General features: G+C 37.9%; 9 protein-coding genes. 4 read left to right on the top strand and 5 right to left on the bottom strand.

Annotation, left to right across the window (positions count from 1 at the left end; all coding sequences use genetic code 11):
- Positions 1-6: 6 nt before the first annotated feature.
- From ileS to gdhA, 4 genes are all read right to left on the bottom strand, one after another.
- Positions 7-3,408 carry an isoleucine--tRNA ligase gene (ileS, locus tag Q0Q99_RS04485; protein WP_293892057.1) on the bottom strand — a complete coding sequence of 1,134 codons (3,402 nt, stop codon included), beginning with the start codon at positions 3,406-3,408 and terminating at the stop codon, positions 7-9.
- Positions 3,409-3,607: 199 nt separating this feature from the next.
- The gene (gene recO / locus Q0Q99_RS04480) at positions 3,608-4,333 is read right to left on the bottom strand and encodes a DNA repair protein RecO (RefSeq protein ID WP_293892055.1); all 726 of its coding nucleotides are present in this window, start codon (positions 4,331-4,333) and stop codon (positions 3,608-3,610) included.
- Entirely contained in the window at positions 4,333-6,621 is a 2,289-nt protein-coding gene (locus Q0Q99_RS04475; protein ID WP_293892053.1) for a T9SS type A sorting domain-containing protein, read from the bottom strand. Before Q0Q99_RS04475 ends, recO begins: the two co-directional genes overlap by 1 nt.
- Before the next feature lie 116 nt (positions 6,622-6,737).
- Complete coding sequence (gene gdhA / locus Q0Q99_RS04470) at positions 6,738-8,081, bottom strand: NADP-specific glutamate dehydrogenase (protein WP_293892051.1); 1,344 nt, start codon at positions 8,079-8,081, stop codon at positions 6,738-6,740.
- A gap of 263 nt (positions 8,082-8,344) precedes the next feature.
- Between gdhA and Q0Q99_RS04465 the strand changes: the two genes are divergently transcribed.
- Positions 8,345-9,124: a glutamate dehydrogenase gene (locus Q0Q99_RS04465; protein ID WP_293892049.1), complete on the top strand. Its 780-nt coding sequence runs from the start codon at positions 8,345-8,347 to the stop codon at positions 9,122-9,124.
- 11 nt (positions 9,125-9,135) lie between these two features.
- On the opposite strand, the gene hflX is transcribed toward Q0Q99_RS04465, so the two are convergent.
- The gene (hflX, locus tag Q0Q99_RS04460; protein WP_293892187.1) at positions 9,136-10,359 is read right to left on the bottom strand and encodes a GTPase HflX; all 1,224 of its coding nucleotides are present in this window, start codon (positions 10,357-10,359) and stop codon (positions 9,136-9,138) included.
- Positions 10,360-10,555: 196 nt separating this feature from the next.
- Here hflX and Q0Q99_RS04455 point away from each other — a divergent pair, with 196 nt between their 5' ends.
- Genes Q0Q99_RS04455 through Q0Q99_RS04445 form a run of 3 tightly spaced genes read left to right on the top strand, consistent with a single transcriptional unit; the run spans position 10,556 to position 21,237 of the window.
- Positions 10,556-18,391 (top strand): fibronectin type III domain-containing protein, encoded by a 7,836-nt coding sequence (locus Q0Q99_RS04455; RefSeq protein ID WP_293892047.1) that lies wholly within the window; start codon positions 10,556-10,558, stop codon positions 18,389-18,391.
- Between the two features lie 39 nt (positions 18,392-18,430).
- Positions 18,431-19,348 carry a type IX secretion system membrane protein PorP/SprF gene (locus Q0Q99_RS04450; RefSeq protein WP_293892045.1) on the top strand — a complete coding sequence of 306 codons (918 nt, stop codon included), beginning with the start codon at positions 18,431-18,433 and terminating at the stop codon, positions 19,346-19,348.
- 20 nt (positions 19,349-19,368) lie between these two features.
- On the top strand, positions 19,369-21,237 hold the full coding sequence (locus Q0Q99_RS04445; RefSeq protein WP_293892043.1) for an OmpA family protein: 1,869 nt from the start codon (positions 19,369-19,371) through the stop codon (positions 21,235-21,237).
- Positions 21,238-21,539: the final 302 nt, after the last annotated feature.

Below are 21,539 nucleotides of genomic sequence, written 5' to 3'. Positions count from 1 at the left end.
TTAATTCTATTTTGAGATTAATATTCTTGTTTTTATATTGTCAAATTCTATTTCTGTTCCGTTTGTCAAATCATCTACAAAAACTAATGTTTCTGTTAATGTTTCCGATTTGATATATTTTTCATTGGCAACAACTGCTTTTTCTAAACCTTCACTTGGCTGCAAATGAACCTTAATTTTATCTGTTACTTCAAAACCACTGTCTTTTCTAAGATTTTGGATTCGGTTGACCAATTCTCTGGCTATTCCTTCTTTTACCAATTCTTCTGTTAAGGTAATATCTAATGCAACTGTTATACCATCTGCATTTGCGACTAACCATCCCGGAATATCTTGTGAAGAAATTTCTACATCATCGGATGTTAAAATTATGTTATTTCCTGATATAACAAGCATTAGTTCCCCATTTCTTTCCAGTTCGTTAATTTGTTCCGCTGAAAAATTCTGTATCTCTTTGGCAATCAATCCCATGTCTTTACCAAAGCGTGGGCCAAGTGTTTTGAAATTTGGTTTAATCTGCTTCACTAAAACCCCAGACGCATCGTCTAAAAGTTCGATTTCCTTGACATTTACTTCGGCTTTTATCAAATCAGAAACCGCAAGGATTTCAGCTTTAAAATTAGCGTCAAAGGCAGGAATGATAACCTTTTGCAACGGTTGACGCACTTTTATCATTTCCTTCTTTCGAAGCGATAAAACTAGTGACGAAACTGTTTGCGCTTTCATCATTTTGCTCTCGAGTGATTTATCAACAAAGTTTTCAACCGAAACAGGGAATTTTGCCAAGTGAATACTGGTAAATTCCTCACTATTAGTGGTTTTAACCAAATCGCGATATAATTTGTCCATAAAAAACGGAGCAATGGGTGCCGATAGTTTTGCCACGTTTATCAAACAAGTATACAATGTTTGGTATGCCGCAATCTTATCTTTTTCGTATTCGCCTTTCCAGAACCTTCTTCTGCACAAACGAACATACCAGTTACTCAGGTTCTCCTGAACAAAATCAGAAATGGCACGAGCCGCTTTTGTTGGTTCGTAATCCGCATAAGCTTCGTCAACCACTTTTATCAAAGTGTGTAATTCTGATAAAATCCAACGGTCAATTTCCGGTCTTTCTTCTAACGGAATTTCGGCTTCAGCATATTTAAATCCATCAATGTTAGCATATAACGCAAAAAACGAATACGTATTGTATAAAGTCCCGAAGAATTTGCGACGTACCTCGGCAACGCCTTCAATATCAAATTTCAGGTTGTCCCACGGATTTGCATTCGAAATCATATACCAACGTGTGGCATCTGGGCCATATTCTGCTAATGTTGTAAACGGATCAACCGCATTTCCTAAACGCTTGGACATTTTTTGTCCGTTTTTGTCCAGAACCAAACCGTTTGAAACTACATTTTTATAGGCAATTTTATCAAAAACCAAAGTTCCGATAGCGTGCAAGGTATAAAACCAACCACGAGTTTGGTCAACACCTTCTGCAATAAAATCGGCTGGAAAATCTTTGTTCTGGTCAATCTTGTCTTTGTTTTCAAATGGATAATGCCATTGCGCATAAGGCATCGCGCCCGAATCAAACCAAACATCAATCAAATCTGCTTCGCGTTTCATTGGTTTTCCGGATGGAGAAACTAACGTAATCGCGTCAACAACGTTTTTGTGCAAATCAACTAAATCATAATTTTCCTCGCTCATGTTTCCGATTTCAAAACCTTTGAAAGGATTTACGGTTTCAACTCCGGCTATAATTGCTTTTTCTATTTCGTTATACAGTTCTTCAACCGAACCGATAAGGATTTCTTCTGTTCCGTCTTCTGTTCTCCAGATTGGCAATGGAATTCCCCAATAACGCGAACGCGATAAGTTCCAGTCGTTGGCATTTTTCAGCCAATTTCCGAAACGGCCTTCACCTGTTGCTTTTGGCTTCCAGTTGATGGTTTCGTTTAGGTTGAACATTCTGTCCTTAACTTCAGTTACTTTGATGAACCAGGAATCCAATGGATAATATAATAATGGTTCGTCAGTTCTCCAGCTGTGTGGATAACTGTGAACGTATTTCTCTACTTTGAATGCTTTGTTTTCTTCTTTTAACTGGATGGCTATTTCAACATCTGCAGAACGTTCCGGTGCTTCATTTACTTCGTAATATTCGTTCTTTACATACTTGCCAGATAAATCGCCTAAACCTTGAATAAACTTCCCTTGTAAATCAACTAACGGCACTGGATTTCCATTTGCATCCAAAACTAACATTGGTGGAACTTCCGGTTTTGCTTCTTTGGCAACCTTAGCATCATCGGCACCAAAAGTTGGCGCAGTATGGACAACTCCGGTTCCGTCTTCAGTAGTAACAAAATCTCCTGAAATTACTCGGAAAGCATCTTGTGGATTTTGATATGGTAATACCAATGGCATCAGTTGTTCGTAACGAATGTTGACTAAATCTTTTCCTTTGAATTCGGTTAAAGTTTTGAATGGAATTTGTTTGTCGTTAGCTTTGAAATTTTCAAAATCAGAAGCTTCTGTGCTTGCAAAAAATCCTTTCCCGAATTGTTTTCCGACTAGGTTTTTAGCCAAAATGACTTTTACCGGTAGGAAAGTATATTGATTGAAAGTTTCAACCAAAACATAATCGATTTTTGGTCCAACTGTCAATGCAGTGTTGCTTGGAAGCGTCCATGGCGTTGTCGTCCAGGCTAAAATGTGAACCGTTCCGAATCCTTGTAAAAAGCTCGGTAAGGTTTCTGCTAAAGTTTTGAATTGCGCCACAACTGTGGTATCTGTTACATCTCTATAACTTCCGGGTTGGTTTACTTCGTGTGAAGATAACCCGGTTCCGGCTTTTGGAGAATACGGCTGGATTGTGTAACCTTTGTATAATAAATCTTTGTTGTAAATCTGTTTCAATAACCACCAAACCGACTCCATGTATTTGGATTTGTAGGTCACATACGGATCTTCCATATCAACCCAATATCCCATTTTTTCGGTGAGGTCATTCCATACATCGGTGTAGCGCATAACGGTGCGTTTACATGCTTCGTTATATTCTTCGATGGAAATGGTTTTCCCGATGTCTTCTTTGGTAATTCCTAATTCTTTTTCGGTGCCTAATTCGACTGGCAAACCGTGAGTGTCCCAACCTGCTTTACGCTTCACCTGGAAACCTTTTTGAGTTTTATAACGACAGAAAATATCTTTGATAGCACGTGCCATTACGTGGTGAATTCCAGGCAAACCATTTGCAGATGGTGGCCCTTCGAAAAACACATAAGGTGTAGCCCCTTCACGGGAAGTCACGCTTTGTTCAAAGACGTTATTTTCTTTCCAGAACTCCAGTACTTCTGATGCCACAGTAGGCAAGTCAAGTCCTTTGTATTCAGTAAACTTAGTACTCATTTTTGTCGCCTTCTTTAATCAAGTCTGCGAAAGTAATAAATTGTTATGAGTTATGGGTTATGACTGCGGTTTTTTTGCGTTAGTGATTGAAGAGGAAATCCTTTTTTGTTTGTAAAAAGCCCTTCGACTGCGCTCAGGGAGACAAAACAAAAAAGATTGGAACGGAAAGCACGACCCGAAGGTAAACGCCCAAAGAACTTTAAGCAAAAACCTCTTTTAAAACCTCAAGTGATTTTGGCTTTCTGAATCCATCGAGATGAATGGCGTAATAGTCGAGCAGTATTTTTAGTAGTATTTGACGCTCTATGCCCGAAAAGACTTTTTGATCGGAGTCAAATTTTAGATTGATTAGTTTTTTAAACAGAAAAGTTTCGTGTTCGGAAAGGCAATTAGTTCCCTGAAAGGCCGTAAAGTTTCCTTCTTTGCAGTCAAAAAATTTAAAACCACTTTCAGAAGTGTCGGGATAAAACCCCAAAAACTTTGTCATCTCCAACATCAAAATCAAATGGAAATTTGCCATTTCATTATGGGCATCGAGCCAAAGTAGTGCCGATTCCAGAAAATTGAACAGGTTTTCGTTTTTTTCCTCTTCGTGTATGCTGTGATGAATGATTTCTGAAAGAAACATCACAATAGTGCTTTTGACGATATGGGTTGAAATAGTTTGATAAGCGTGTGCGAGTTTTATTTCTTTGAAATGTTCGAGTGTTCCTTTGTTCTTGTGACTACCTTCGATTTCAAGAATAGATAAAGGTTGGAAATACGCTATTTTTTTCCCGAAACTTCGGGATTGATTTTTTGCCGAAAAAGCATTGGGTACAAAATAGCTTTTCAAACCATCAGACTGTGTCAGGCATTTCACTATCAGGCTTTTTTCTTGATATTTTAAAGATGAAATAACGATGGCTTTGGTTTTGACGAGCATTATCTGATAATCATCACTTTTTTTACGGCAGTTTCGGAAGCATCTTCAGCAGCAATGAAAATCATATAAACTCCTGAGGCTACATTGTGTTTTCCGAAAGCTTTGGTATCCCATTCGACCGTTCCGCCTTCGGAAGTGGTTTCGTAAACCAAATTCCCTTCTATGTCGGTGATTTTGATATTGGCTTTCGAGATTAATCCGGCGATTTTAACTGTTCCCACAAATTCGGGCCGAACCGGATTTGGGTAAACATATACCGCGTCCAGATTATCCGCAGGTCTTGTGGATGTACCTTGAAAAGAAACCATTCCTTTATCGGTAGCAAAGAAAATTTCGCCAGTAACTGAATTGATATCGATGTCATTTATCACATTACTGGGTAAGGGCGAATTGTCTTTTGTAAAATGATAAATCGTTTCCTGACCATTTGAAGAAAACAGAAAAACACCCGAATCGGCTGTTCCTATCCATTTTTGATTAGAACCATTAACGACAATATCGGTAATAAATTGTTCGTACAAAAGTTCTTGTGCCAGGCCATCTTCCAGAATTATAATTGCATTGGCTTTCATTTGCTCGCCACTATTATAGTTTCCGGTGCTAGGCAATACGCGCAATCCCTTATTTGTGCCAATCCAAACCTGATTTCTGTTATCTACGGCAATTGCCCGAACATCTTGAGAAGGAAGATTTCCTAAGTCGACTCCTTCTGCTATCTTTTTAAACCCGACGCTCGAATTTTCATTAAAAGCAATAACGCCATTTTTAGAAGAGGCAATCCATTTTGTCCCACTTTTATCGATTGCTATTTTACAAAAATCGTTACTTGCATAATCGGTTAAAATAGTTTCCATATCAAAAGATTGCCATGTTCCATTGGATTTTAAAACTTGTAGTGCTTTTTTTGTTCTGCTGTCGGTCATCCATAAATTACTGGATTTATCAAAAGTTGTACTATTTACCCATATTTCAGTACCGACACTTATCTCCAATGTACTGTTAGTGTTATCATAAAGGGTTGTTGGAATATCGTTTTCGATTTTTAATAATCCGTTGTGATAAGAGCCAAAATAAACCTGTGTTTCGTCATTTGGATTTACGGCAATCCTAACTAAAGCTCTTGCTTGTAAAACATCACTATAGGGAATATTCAGCCAACCCGATTGGTTGTATTTGCTAATTCCAAAACTTGCAGGTTGCCCTATATTTAAATAAGTATAAGGATTATAATCGCCATTATAACCCCCATACACCGCCCATAAATTAGATGATGAAGTGTCTATCGCAAATATATTATTCCTTTGCGGTCCATTGGGCATAATAAATTCAAAACTGGTTGGAGAAGTAATGGGTGCCGAAACGATTCCGTTTTCATTTGTGCCAATATAAATAGTGTCGTTGGCAACAGTAGCACAGCAAAATGTTACAGGAATTAAAGTTATCTGACTGCTTTGAATTGTTACTATCTGACTTAAAGATTGATTAAATACTAAGACTTTATTTAACGAAGTTACAACCATATAATTGCCGGCGGCACGAATATCAAGTCCGGGTTGGCCAATTGTTCCAATCTGTTCGAAAAAAGAACCATTGTATTTATAGATATTATTATTAACGCTCATTCCTATCAGCTGATTATTGAAAGTTACCAATCCACTCCAATAGCCACTATCAAAAACCTGCCATTGTGCATAATCGTTCAGATTTGGATTTGTTATGGCTGCTTTTCTGATTCCGTAATATTGTGTCACCGCATATATGTCACCGTTAAAAACTGCTGTTTGATAGACTTTAATTTCCTGTCCGGACGGACCAATAAAATACGTGTCGCCAAATTCTAAGGTAGCCAATTTATATTGCACAATCCCGAAATCGCATGAAACGTATATGATGCCATCATATTCCATGAAATGGTTTACTTTTTTTATATTGGCGGGAATGTTTTTATTAATGATATCCACAACATTTAACATGGTTCCATCGGCATCGTTAATGACAATCATCAATCCGTCTTCGTAGCCAACTATTGTTTTGTTGAAAGTGTCACTGTGATAAATGGCTGAAATCGTTTGTCCCGAAAGACCATCAATAGTATTTATGGTTTTAATATCGTTGGAAGTGAGGTTTTTGGTAAACAAAGCATTTTCGGCGGCAGCATAAATTTTAGTGCTTGACTGTGAAATATCCTTAATTTGATTGTATGAAAAATAACCTTTCCAATTCTGAAACGGTTGAGAAAAACAAATTTGGTAAAAAAGCAGTAAAAGCCAGAAAAAGCACTTTTTCATCTGAAAAAAATTAGCATACAAATATAGTATATAACGCAAAAACTATCTAATTGTTATATTTAAATCAAAAATGCCATCATTTCTGACGGCATTTTTAGGGTTTATGTTGGTTAATATTATACTATTCCCTGTGCTAACATGGCATCGGCTACTTTTACGAAACCGGCAATGTTTGCTCCTTTCACGTAATCAGTATAGCCATTTGCATCAGTGCCATACTTTACGCAGGCTTCGTGGATGTTTGCCATGATATTTTTCAATCGTTGGTCAACTTCTTCTGATGTCCAGCTCAAACGCAATGAGTTTTGTGACATTTCAAGACCTGAAGTGGCAACACCGCCGGCGTTAGAAGCTTTTCCTGGGGCGAAAAGAATTTTTGCTTTTAGGAATTCGGTAACTGCTTCCGGGGTTGAAGGCATGTTGGCACCTTCGGCAACACACATACATCCGTTGGCGATAAGTGTTTTCGCTTCATCCCCGTTTAATTCATTTTGAGTAGCACATGGCAAAGCCACATCACATTTAACTTCCCATGGGCGTTTGCCTGCAACGAATTTTGCATTTGGATATTTTCCCACGTAATCACTGATTCTTCCGTAGTTTACGTTTTTGATTTCCATTACGTAAGCCAATTTTTCGGGCGTGATTCCATCAGCATCATAAATATAACCTGATGAATCAGAAAGTGTAACTACTTTTCCTCCAAGTTCAGTTGCTTTTTCGCATGCATACTGAGCAACATTTCCGGAACCTGAAACTACAACCGTTTTTCCGTCGAAGCTTTGACCTTTGGTAGCCAACATGCTTTGAGCGAAGTAAACATCGCCGTAACCTGTAGCTTCCGGACGGATTAATGAACCTCCGAAAGTGATTCCTTTTCCGGTTAAAACTCCGGTAAATTCGTTTCTTACTCTTTTGTATTGACCGAACATGTAGCCAACTTCTCTTCCTCCAACACCAATATCTCCCGCAGGAACGTCAGTATCAGCACCAATATGTTTCGACAATTCAGTCATGAATGCCTGGCAGAATTTCATGATTTCGATATCGGATTTCCCTTTTGGGTCAAAATCAGAACCGCCTTTTCCACCACCCATTGGTAATGTTGTTAAGCTGTTTTTGAAAGTTTGTTCGAAAGCTAAGAATTTCAGGATACTCAAGTTTACAGAAGGGTGAAAACGAATTCCTCCTTTGTATGGACCGATTGCCGAATTCATCTGAATTCTGTAACCTCGGTTTACTTGTGTATTTCCCGCATCGTCGATCCAGGTAACACGGAACATGATTACTCTTTCCGGTTCTACCATTCTTTCCAAAAGCATTTTGCCCTCGTATTTTTTATTTTGTTCAATAAACGGAATTACTGTTTCAGCAACTTCCATAACTGCCTGCATAAATTCTGGTTCGTGACCATTTCTTTTTGCAACCAATTCCATAAATGCGTTAATACTTTGTGACATAAATTATACTATTTATATTTTTAAGAAATCGATTTCGTAAAATCGGACAAATATACATTTTATTCAAAAACAGCCGAATATATTTTTCTTAATTATCATAGTTTTTATGGATATGATAAGAAAACTGGAGAAAATCAATTAAACCTATGGCGTTTAAAACTTCTTCTTTATTTTTTCGTATATAAGCCAAGTATTTTTTATTTTATTTTATAACTGATTATGTTTTTATATATTTGTCGAGATTTGAACAAATTAGAATGCAAATGCCCAAAAATTTTATCATAACCTTACTATTGTTATTTGGATTATCAAACAGCGTAAATGCTCAGTTTGGATTTTCCCATGAAATTGGCGCTATACTTGGACCAGTTGCTTTTCAATCAGATTACGGTGAACGTCACGATTTTTCTACTAATGCGGGAAATACGGGGTATGCTATAGGGATTATTCATTATTTGAATTTCTCCTACCGAGCTGAATGTAATTGTTATACTCCGGAGACTTACTTTAATGATCATTTCAAGTTAAGAAGTGAGCTTTCCTACAATAAAACAGAATTACAACATTTTGGAAAATATGTAGACCCAAGCAGGACAGGGCAAATTGCAGATCAATTACGAGCAATGAGAGGAAGCACCGCTGTGACCAATATTGGCATGCAGTTGGAGTTTTTTCCGTTAAGTGTTAGGGAATTTACAGCCACTTTAGGTTCGTTTGCGCCCTTTATCAGTTTAGGTGGGCAATTTAGTTTTTATCAGCCTAAGGCTTGGTCAACACTTGGTCCAATAGGTCCATTTACATTACCAGTCAAGTATCAGGATGGATACACAAATCAAGGCGGAACCGTTTGGTCTATCGTTTCCAGCGTTGGTTGCAGATACAAATTAACCGCGTTATCAGATTTGATGGTTGATTTTAGATTGCAATATTACTTTTCAAATTGGGTTGACGGTTTAAATCCTGACCCTACCAGATATCCTGAGAATAGGGCAAACGACTGGAATGTTTGGTTCAATTTTGGGTATATTTATTACCTGCAATAGAAAATTAAAGGTTATTCTTTTTCAACAGCATCTTTATAATCCGGATACAGGAATTTGTTATATGGGAATCTTGTAATGTGTACTTTTCTAACTGATTCGTATATTTTTTCTCTGAATTCTTCAAAATTCTCTTTATTGGTTGCTGAAATAAATAAGGTGTTTTTTTTTCCTACATTACTCATCCAGGTCAACTTCCATTCTTCTAAGGTATAATGCTTTGCTGTCTTTTCGGTAATTAAATCGTCATTTTCGATTTCTTGATTTTTAAAAGCGTCTATCTTATTAAAAACCATTATCGTAGGTTTATCGTTGCTTTTTATATCCTGCAAAATCTGATTTACTGAACTAATATGTTCTTCAAAATCGGGATGAGAAATATCAACAACATGCAGTAATAAATCAGCTTCACGAACTTCATCAAGCGTGCTTTTAAATGAATCTACCAATTGAGTTGGTAATTTTCTTATAAATCCCACGGTGTCTGAAAGCAAAAAAGGCAGGTTTTTAATAACCACTTTTCGAACTGTTGTATCTAACGTAGCGAATAATTTATTTTCAACAAACACTTCACTTTTGCTAATTACATTCATCAACGTTGATTTCCCAACATTGGTATATCCCACCAAAGCAACTCTAACCATTGCGCCCCGATTGCCTCTTTGTACAGACATTTGTTTGTCAATGGTTTTTATTTTTTCCTTTAATAACGCAATTCTATCCCTAACAATCCTTCTATCGGTTTCAATTTCTGTTTCCCCAGGGCCACGAAGACCAATTCCACCTTTTTGGCGTTCCAAGTGTGTCCACATTCCGGAAAGTCTTGGCAATAAATATTGACACTGTGCCAACTCTACTTGTGTTCTTGCATAAGAAGTTTCTGCTCTTTGAGCAAAAATATCCAGAATCAAATTTGTTCTGTCAAGAACCTTGCAATCAAGTATTTTAGAAATATTTTTTTGTTGGGATGGAGACAATTCATCATCAAAAATTACAGTAGAAATATTTTTTTCTTTGATGTACAAACTAATTTCATCCATTTTACCTGTTCCTAAAAAGGTCTTGGGATTCGGCTTCTCTAATTTTTGGGAAAATCTTTTAATAACTTCTCCACCAGCAGTATAGGTTAAAAATTCTAGCTCGTCTAAATATTCTGTTAACTTTTCTTCGCTTTGATTTTGCGTAACTATTCCAACAATTACGGTTCTTTCAAAATTTATAACTTCTTTTTCTAACATTTTTTTCGATTCTTTGGCAAAATTAGACATTTGAGAATTAATTTATCACATAATTACCAACGATTCTTATGATTGCTTTAAGGGTTTTTGTTAAATGTGCGCTTTTTTAGAAACAATTCTTAAATAATTCATAAATTTTATTAAATTTGGGCTTCAATTTTCTTCATTAAATATAACAACAACTAAATTTTCATTTATGAAAAAATTTACTTTACTATTACTGTTTTTATTCATTTCTTTAAGCGGTTATTCTCAGATGGCTTTAGAAGGTTTTGAGAACACTACAGGTCCTGACACGCCTCCTTCAACAAACTGGACTTTAGGAACAGGAAACTGGGCTGTATTTGATAATGGTGTAGGGTCAAGTGTGCGTTGGGGCATTAATAGTGCCGTAACAACTCCTCCGACTGTTTACCAAGGCGCTAACGCGGCATATGTTAACCGGGAAAATATTGATGCCGGAAATACTTCCGAAGAATATTTAGCAACTCCGACTGTGCTAATTCCAACTAATGGTGTATTGCATTTTTACACAAGAATGTTTACCAGCGGAAACCAGGGGACAATTTATCAAATAAAAATAGCACCTTCTGGGTCGCAAACTAATCCTTCCGCATATTCACTAGTGCAACAATGGACAGAGGATGACTTAATTATACCAACTTCTAATTTTAATATCTATACTGAAAAGACTGTCGACCTGAGCGGCTTTGCCGGTCTGACTGTTAATGTTGCTTTTGTGAAAGTATATACACAGCCCGATGGAAATCTGGGTGGTGACCGATGGTTAGTGGATGATGTAAGCATTGATGCTGCGTGTTTAACTCCAACTACATTACCATCTAGTACAATAACTTCAAATAGTGCTACTTTAAATTGGACAAATCCTAATGGGACAGTGAACGGTTGGGAAATAATTGTTACTCCATCTGTAGGTTCTCCCATTACATATCCTCTATATACGGGTGCCTTGCCATTTGTTGCTACTGGATTATCGCCAAATACAACATATTCATATCAGGTCAGAGCAGTGTGTACAACCGGAATCTCGAGTCCATGGTCTGTGGCTTCCACCAACTTTACAACCAATGTAGCGCCTCCAATTTGTGGTGGTAACTTTGTTGATTCAGGTGGTGTTAGTGCAAATTATGCCAATAACGCCAACATCACAACAACTATCTGCCCCACAAATCCGGGCGATTTAGTTACTGTAACTTTTACGTCGTTTAATACGGAAAATGGTGTTGACCTTTTAAAAGTATATGATGGTAATAGTGCAACTGCACCATTATTAGCTACACTTTCTGGGACAGCTTTACCTCCTGCGTATACGGCTTCCTCAACTTCAGGATGCTTAACTTTTGTGTTTACCTCAAATGCCACAACTAATGCTGCAGGCTGGGCAAGTAATGTAACTTGTGCTCCGCCACCAACTTGTAGAAAGCCTACCGCGATAATTCCAAGTGCTGTGACTTCCAACTCAGCAACATTAACCTGGACACAGCCCGCAAATCCTGATACAAGTGTTGCATCGGCATGGCAAGTTTTGGCTTTGCCTTGTGGTTCTGTTGCTCCGAATGCCAGTTCAACAGGATTTATTAATACTTCTGCCAATCCTTACACGCTCACGGGATTAACATCTGCAACATGTTATGATGTATATATAAGAGCGGTTTGTAGCGTTACTGACAGCAGTACATGGGCAGGTCCGACAACATTTACAACGCAGCTTTCACCACCTGTTTGTGGAGGTAATTTTGTGGATACTGGTGGATTAGCTGCTAATTATCCTAGTAATGCTAATCAAACAACTACTATCTGTCCTGTAAACACGGGAGATGTTGTAACTGTAACGTTTACTTCATTCAATACACAAGCTGGTACTGACTTTTTAAAAATATATGATGGAAATGATGCAACCGCACCTCTTTTGGCCAACTTATCCGGAACGGCTTTGCCTCCTTCATTTACATCTTCTGCTGCTAGTGGATGTTTAACATTTGTGTTTACCTCAGATGCTACGACTACTGCAGCGGGATGGGTAAGTAATATCACATGTGGTGCTCCTCCTGTTTGTAGAAATCCAACAACACTAACAACAAGTAGTGTTTTATCTACTTCAGTTGTGTTAAACTGGATACAACCTGCAAATCCTGATACAACTGTTGCAACTTCTTGGCATGTTTTAGCTCTACCTTGTGGTTCGCCTGCTCCAACTGGTTCTTCAACAGGGTTTGTGACAACTTCTAACAATCCTTTTACTCTTACTGGATTATCGCCTACAACGTGTTATGATATATATGTAAGAGCATCTTGTAGTGTAATAGACTATAGTACTTGGACTGGTCCTGCAACAATAACAACTCAAATTGCGCCGCCTGTTTGTGGTGGAAATTTTGTGGATGCTGCTGGTCCAACAACCAATTATGCGAACAATTCAGATTCAACGGTGACTATATGTCCCGTAAATACTGGAGATATCGTAACAGTGACTTTTACTTCATTTAATACTGAAGCAACCTGGGATGGCTTATATGTATTTAATGGTAATTCAATCTCAGCTCCGCAAATCGCAAGTGCAAATCCGGCCGGAAATGTACCAGGCGGTCTAGCTGGTTCTTATTGGGGAACAACAATTCCTGGCCCTTTTACCTCTACAAGTCCTGACGGTTGTCTGACTTTTAGATTTAGAAGTGATGCCTCAGTGAACAATCCTGGATGGGTTTCCAATGTAACCTGTGGTCCGCCACCGACTTGTATAGCTCCAACGGCAATAACTAATAATACTGTTACTTCGAGTTCAGTCATATTAAACTGGACACAACCTGCAAATCCTGATACAACTGTTGCATCAGCCTGGGAAGTTTTAGCCTTACCATGTGCTTCCCCTGCGCCAACTGCTGCGTCGACAGGTTTTGTAAGTGCCTCTACTAATCCATTTACCCTTACCGGTTTAAGTTCTGCAACATGTTATAATATATATATAAGAGCGGTTTGTAGTCCAACTGATAGTAGTACTTGGGGAGGACCAACAACCGTAACAACTCAAGTTGCACCGCCTGTTTGTGGCGGCAATTTTGTTGATGCTGGTGGTGCGGCTGCAAATTATCCGAATACTTCAGATTCAACTGTAACTATTTGTCCTATAAATACAGGTGATGTTGTAACGGTAACTTTCACATCGTTTAATACGGAAGCAACTTATGATGGCTTATATGTTTTTGATGGAAACTCAATTACAGCACCACAAATTGCAAGTACAAATCCAGCTGGAAATGTACCCGGAGCATTGGCAGGATCATATTGGGGAACAACAATTCCTGGCCCTTTCACTTCAACAAGTGCGGATGGCTGCTTAACTTTCAGATTTAGAAGTGATGCCTCAATTAATAATCCTGGATGGGTTTCAAATGTAACGTGCGCTCCGCCGCCCACTTGTAGAACTCCCGCGGCAATTACATCTAATACGCTTACTCATAATTCTGTTATATTGAACTGGACACAACCTGTTAATCCTGATACCACTGTCGCATCAGCTTGGCAAGTTTTAGCTTTACCTTGTGGTTCACCAGCTCCAACTGCTGCTTCAACAGGTTTTGTGAATGTCTCAACAAATCCTTTCACCCTTACAGGGTTAACCCCTGCAACATGTTATGATATATATATCAGAGCAGTTTGTAGTACAACAGACAGTAGTACTTGGGGCGGACCAAGAACAGTCACTACGCTGGTAGCTCCACCTGTTTGCGGTGGTACTTTTACCGATGAAGGAGGACCTACAGCAAATTACAATAACAATTCGAATGTTACCACAATTATTTGTCCAACAACTCCCGGTGAAATAGTAACAGTAACCTTTACCGCTTTTAATACGGAAGCAAACTGGGATGGTCTGTATGTTTATGACGGAAATACAGTTAATCCTTCGACTCAAATCGCAACTGCAAATCCTCCAGCAAACGTGCCTGGTGGTATTCCAGGGTCATATTGGGGTACAACTATTCCTGGTCCATTTACTTCTACCTCTCCTGAGGGCTGTTTAACTTTTGTTTTCAGAAGCGATGGCTCAGTAAACAATCCTGGATGGGTTGCAAATGTAACTTGTTCTCCCGCTCCAACCTGTGCAAGACCAACCTTACTTTCAGCAACTAACATAACTCAAACATCTGCTGTATTGAACTGGACTCAGTTACCGAATCCTGATGGTTCAACAGCAACAGCTTGGGAAATACTTGTATTGCCGGCAGGTTCACCAGTTCCAACAGGAAACGGTATTCCGGCAACAAGTCCATACACTGCAAATGGTTTATCAGCAGGAACAGCATACGTGTTTTATGTTAGAGCAATTTGCTCTCCAACAGATACGAGTGAATGGTCAGCCTTTAATTTTGCAGCATTGCCTGTTAATGATGAGTGTGCGAATGCAATATTTGCTATAGTTAATCAAAATTTAAACTGCGTTCAAACAACTCATGGTACCTTATCAGGAGCAACAGCATCACTTCCGACTACAACTTGTGGAGGCGCGGGTGCTGCTAATGATGACGTATGGTTTACATTTACCGCTACTTCTGTTACTCATATAATTTCGTTTAATAACGTTATTCCTGCTACAGCTTTGAGTTATGCTATTTACCAAGGTAGTTGTGGTGGCTTAACGCAAGTTGGCTGTAATTCAGGAGCAAACTTAGTTCCCGGAACAACTTACTATATCAGAGTTTTTTCAACAAGCACAGTTCCTGTATTTACAAACTTTGATTTGTGTATAGGAACATTACCTTGTACAGAAGCACCGGCATTTTGTACTGGTCAGACCGTTACATACGCAAATTCAACCAATGTCCCTAGTTTGGGTCAAATAGGATGCTTATTCACTTCCCCTAATCCTGCATTCTTCTTTTTACAGGTAAATCAAGCAGGCCCATTGAGTTATTTAATATCGCAAGTTGATACTGGTGGGGTTCCACGAGACGTTGATTATGTTGCTTGGGGACCATTTACAGACTTAAGTACTGCTTGTTCAGGAGTTCCTGCGAATCCGCTTGCGGGTCAACAACCGCCTTTAACACCTGCCCAAGGTTGTAATGGAACTCTTCATGCTTGTAGTTATTCTGCAGCACCGACTGAAATTATGTGTATCCCTAATGCTCAGTTATGTGAGGTTTATGTTATTATGATAACAAACTTTTCAAATCAAGCGGGAACCGTAACATTTACTCAAACCAATTCAGGAGGAGGGACAACAGCTTGTTTCCCTATAAATACATTTAATTATCCTTCTACCTATTATTGTCAAAATGCAGCTAATCCTACTCCGGTCCTAGCACCTGGCGCTTCTGCAGGGGTATATACATCTACTCCGGGATTAGTTATTGATTCTGCTACCGGAACAATTGATTTATTGGCAAGTACTCCAGGTCCTTACGTAGTTACTAGTACATCGGCAACGACTATTGGTGGACCTTGTACTACAATACCATTTATTACAACTACAAGAACTGTTATTATAACTGCGCCTGCAAGTGCAACTATTTCATATCCTGCAGCTACATATTGTAATAGTATAACTTCATCTCAAAGTGTTGTAAGAACGGGTACTCCCGGAGGAACATATTCTTCAACACCTGCTGGTTTATTGCTGAATCAAAATACAGGGGAAATTATACCTGTTGCCAGTACCGCTGGAGTTTACACAGTAACTTATACTATTCCGGCAACGGGTGGTTGCGTAGCTTATACTACTCAAACTCAGGTTGAAATATTGGCTTCCCCTATAGTTTTACAGCCTTCAGTAACTGCTTGTGATACATTTACTTTACCTGCATTAGCGGTTGGTGATTATTATGCTGCTGCTGGTGGAGTTGGAACTCCTTTGGATATAAGTATTCCACTAACCGGTTCTCAACCTGTATACATATACGCTGTTGGAACAAATGGTTGTATCACAGAAAAATCATTTAACGTGACAATAAATACTGTTCCGGCACCAACGTATACTGTTACGCAGTCTACTTGTACAACGCCAACAGGATCAATTAGTGTCACTTCACCAGCTTCTGTTGGTGGTTCACCAGTTTCTGATTTGTTCATTTCTGAAGTTACCGATGCGAATGCTGGTTCTTTAACTTATGTTGAAATATATAATGCAACTGGTGCACCGGTAAATTTAGCTAATTACAAATTGAAATTCTACACATGGGGTTCACCTCCAACCACAGAAAATTTATCTTGTAACCTAAATTTAACAGGAACGATTGCTAATAATGCTACCAATGTAATTAAAGTAAGTAATGATTCAAATATCGTTGGTGTTGTTCCGAATCAAACTTTTGCAGGATGTGGTGGAGTAAATAATAATGATAATATTAGGTTGACAACATCAGCTGATGTTGAAGTTGATGTATGGGGTGTTACCGATGGTTCGACATTTACTCCAAGTGGTCAGCCCGGTTATACCTATAGAAGATTAAACACTTCAACAATTCCTAATACAACTTGGAATGCTGCTGATTGGACAGCTTTAGACCCGGAAGATTATACCAATGTAGGAAGTTATTCTTATACAGTTTCTAATTATCAATATAGCATTGACAATGGCCCTTTCCTAACCGGAACAACATCTGGAATAATATTTAGTAATTTAGCGCCTGGAAATCATGTTTTAGTGGTTAAAGACACATCAACTGGTTGTTTTTCCGCACCTGTAAATGTATTTATAGATGTTGTGAATCCTACTCCATCTGTAACCACATTTACTTATGTAACTCCCGTTTGCCAGAATGCAACGCCTAATCCATTGCCAAATACTTCTGCTTCTGGGTTTACAACTGGAGGAACATATTCTGAAGTTACAACTACCGGATTAGTATTTGTTAGTACCTCTACTGGTGAGATAGATTTAGCTAATTCAACACCTGGATTACATACTATCAGATATAGCGTTGCTTTCAATACGACAACATGTGTTTCTGCAGGTTTTAGTGATGCTACAATAGTAATTAATCCTGTTATAAACCCTGTCCTTGGATTTAGTTATACAACTCCTATTTGTCAAAATGCCCAGGCTACTTTATCACCAACTTTAGCCGCCGGCTTTACAACTGGCGGAACGTTTAGCTCCACAACTGGATTGTCAATTAACGGTTCAACTGGTGTGATAGATTTGGCAACAAGTACTGCTGGAAGTTATACAATAACATACACATCAAATGCAAATGCTGCTACCTGCTTAGTTGGTGGTACTAATACATTCGATATTGTTATCAATCCTGTAATTACGCCGGTAACAGGGTTTAGCTATGACACCCCTTTCTGTTCTTCAGATAGTGTTGCTTTGCAATTACCTACATTAGCTACAGGGTTTACAACAGGTGGAACATTTAGTTCAACTACAGGATTGGCAATTAATGGCACAACTGGAGAAATAAATATTCCAAACAGCACGCCGGGAGCTTATACAATTACCTATGCAATTGCCGCCAATACCGCAACGTGTCAGGTGGCTGGAACTAACAGCACACAAATAATGATAATAGCTCCGGTTACTATTGAACTTACGGGTGGATGTCAAAGTGTGAATTATATATTAACTGCTACGCCGGTTAATGGTTCATTTGTTCCTGAAACAGCAAGTTATGTTTGGCAAAATGCTAATGGGGCTATCGTTGGAAATGCACAAAGTTTAACAGTAACAGTCGTTGGAAAATATACTGTAACGATAACTGTGGATGGCTGTTCTACCCAGTCAATTCCTTTCAATGTAGATTCAGTGTTCTGTATTATACAAAAAGGTATTTCAGTTAATAACGATGGTTTGAATGACACTTTTGACTTAACAGGTTTTGATGTTAAAAAATTAACTATATTTAACCGTTTAGGAATGAAAGTTTATTCACGCAATAATTATGTTAATGAATGGGGCGGAAAATCAGATGGAGGTGAAGAACTTCCTGATGGAACTTATTATTTCATCATTGATAGAAATAATGGTGATACAAAAACAGGATGGATTTACATCAATAGAGCACAATAACATAATATATAATTTACATTCAAAATAAAACAAAACAAAATGAAGAAAGTATATTTCATTGCGATATTGGCTTTAGCGATTACAGAGTTAAGAGCACAGCAAGATCCGCATTACACACAGTATATGTACAATATGAGTGTGATGAATCCAGCTTATGCTGGTTCAAAAGAGAGTGTATCCGGAGGATTGCTCTACAGAAAACAATGGGTTGAAATTGAAGATGCACCTACTACTGGTACGTTTTTTATACATGCTCCTGTTGGTAGAAATGTTGGTTTGGGACTTTCTGTTATCTCAGATAAAATCGGGCCGGTAGAAGAGAATAATTTTTACGCAGATTTCTCTTATACTCTGAATTTAGGTGGCGAACGTAGATTGGCATTTGGATTAAAAGCCGGAGCTACTATGCACAAAATTGATTTCAACACTATTTATCCAACGTTACCTAATCCTAATGATGGTGTTTTTGGATCTGGAAACCCAAATAATACTTTTTTAAATATTGGTTCCGGACTTTTCTATTATACAGATAAATATTATATCGCCTTTTCGGTGCCAAATATGTTAAAATCTAAATATTTAGATTTCGACGGGAGGCAATACGGAACCGATGTAATTCATTATTTCCTAACCGGAGGTTATGTGTTTGATATCAATCCTAACTTAAAGTTCAAACCGTTTGCGATGATTAAATCGTCCTTAAATGCACCTACATCTTTTGATGTTTCCACTAACTTTATGTTTTTTGACAAGCTAGAATTAGGAGCAACTTATAGATTGGAAGACTCATTTGGAGCAATGGTAAATTTTGCCATAACGCCAAGCCTGAGAATCGGATATGCGTATGATCACATTATTTCAGATTTAAATGTTGTAACACCAGCTTCACATGAAGTAATGCTGTTATTTGATTTAAACTTCCCGAAAAAAGTATCACGTTCACCAAGATATTTCTAACCTATAAAGTAATTCTAAAAATGAAAAATTTATATATAGTATTAAGTTTTGTAGCCATCAGTTTTACGGTTTCGGCGCAAAATAAAAACACCAAATTAGCAGATAAATTATTCGCCCGATTTGAATATATCGACGCTGCCAAAGAATATCAGAAACTGGTGGAAAACGGGAAAGCCGATCCTTATGTTTACAAGCAGCTAGCAGATGCCAATTATAACATGTTCAATTCGGCTGAAGCGGTTAAATGGTATGCAAAAGCTACCGAGACCCAACAAGATGCAGAAACATACTACCGTTATGCTCAAATGTTGAAAGCAGAAGGAAAATATGAAGATGCTAACAAACAAATGAGAAAATTTGCTACGGCAGTTCCAAATGATTTGAGAGCAAAAGCATTTAATGAAAATCCAAATTACATTCCTAGATTATTGGATAAAACAAAATTATTTGATGTTAAATCTTCTGACATCAGTAGCGACAAATCTGATTTCGCAGCAGTGTTGTATGACAACAGTTTGTATTTTGCCAGTGCCAGAAATGGTGCACGTAAAAACTACGGCTGGACAGATGAACCATTCTTAGATATTTATAAAGCAGATTACAATGAAGATGGAACAATTACCAATGCTTCAACTGTAACCGAGTTAAATTCGAAATGGCATGATGGGCCAATAACTATAAGTTCTGATGGGAAAACAGCTTATTTTTCGAGTGAAAGCTACAAAGAGCATGAGGCTACACCAAAGGATAAAAAAGCAAATGCCAAATTTAGTCAAGTGTATCTTTTCAGCGCCACTAAAAATGGAGACTCATGGGGAAGCATTTCTGCCTTACCATTTAATGACAAAGCTTATTCTACAGGAAATCCAAGTTTAAGCAGAGACGGCAAAACATTGTACTTTTCTTCTAACAGACCTGGAAGCCTTGGCGGAAACGACATTTGGAAAGTAGCTGTTAATACCGACGGATCCTATGGAGAACCTCAAAACCTAGGGAACAAAGTAAATACTGAAGGAAACGAAAACTTCCCATTTATTGCTGATGATAACAAAACATTATATTTTGCTTCAGCCGGAAAACAAGGTTTAGGCGGATTAGACATATATCAAGTTGATTTGTCAAATAATTCAGAAGCAACTAATCTTGGCAAACCGGTAAATACTGAAAAAGATGATTTTGCTTTCACATTTAACGAAAGTAAAAAAATTGGTTTCTTATCCAGTAACAGAAACGGAAACGATGATATCTTTATCGTTAATCCACTTTGTGCTGTTGATGTATTAATTGTCGTTACAAACGCTAAAACAGGCGAAATTTTGCCAAATGCAAGCGTATCTATACTTGACGATAAGAAAAACATTATCGCTACGGAAATGTCAAATGCTAAAGGCGAGGTAGGCTACCGAGTTGAATGCGACAGAGCTTATGTAGTTCAGGCTTCAAAAGATGGTTATGAAGGCAATACTTTCGCTGTGGCCAAAAGTAAAGGGCCAAAAGCCAATGTCGATGCACCATTACAACCAATAGATGTTATTGTGACCGAAACAGAAATTATCTTAAAACCTATTTACTTTGAGTTTGACAAAAGCAATATCACTCAGGAAGGTGCTTTTGAATTAGATAAATTGGTTCAGGTGATGAAAAATAATGACAAAATGGTTATCATGGCAAAATCGCATACAGATAGTAGAGGAAGCGATGACTATAACATGACTTTATCTGACAGAAGAGCAAAATCAACTGTTCAATACATAATTTCTAAAGGAATCGATGCCAGCAGAATTTCCGGAAAAGGAATGGGAGAATCAGAACCTAAAGAAGTTTGTAAACCATGTACAGAAGCGCAATATTCTTTAAACAGACGGTCAGAGTTCCTGATTGTAAAGTAAGTATCAGAATAAAATAATGCTAAAAATCCCGTCAATAAGTTTGACGGGATTTTTTTGTGCTATATCTAATGATTCTCATAGCGTTGTCAATAATAAAGTTATGCAGATAATTACAAGTGAGGTATGCTATGTAAGGAATAGAAGCATGTGACACTAAGGAGTGCTATGTAACAAACTGAAGAGCCGAATGTAACAAAGTAGATTCAACGTGTGAAAACAAGGCTTTTAGTCTGTTTTAAAACTTAATTTGACACCATAAATCTGAATTCTGTATGTGTTTCTCCTAACAAAAATAAGTTGCT

Source organism: Flavobacterium sp., assembly GCF_025352425.1.
GTDB lineage: Bacteria > Bacteroidota > Bacteroidia > Flavobacteriales > Flavobacteriaceae > Flavobacterium.
This window is presented reverse-complemented; position numbering and strand designations above follow the sequence as displayed.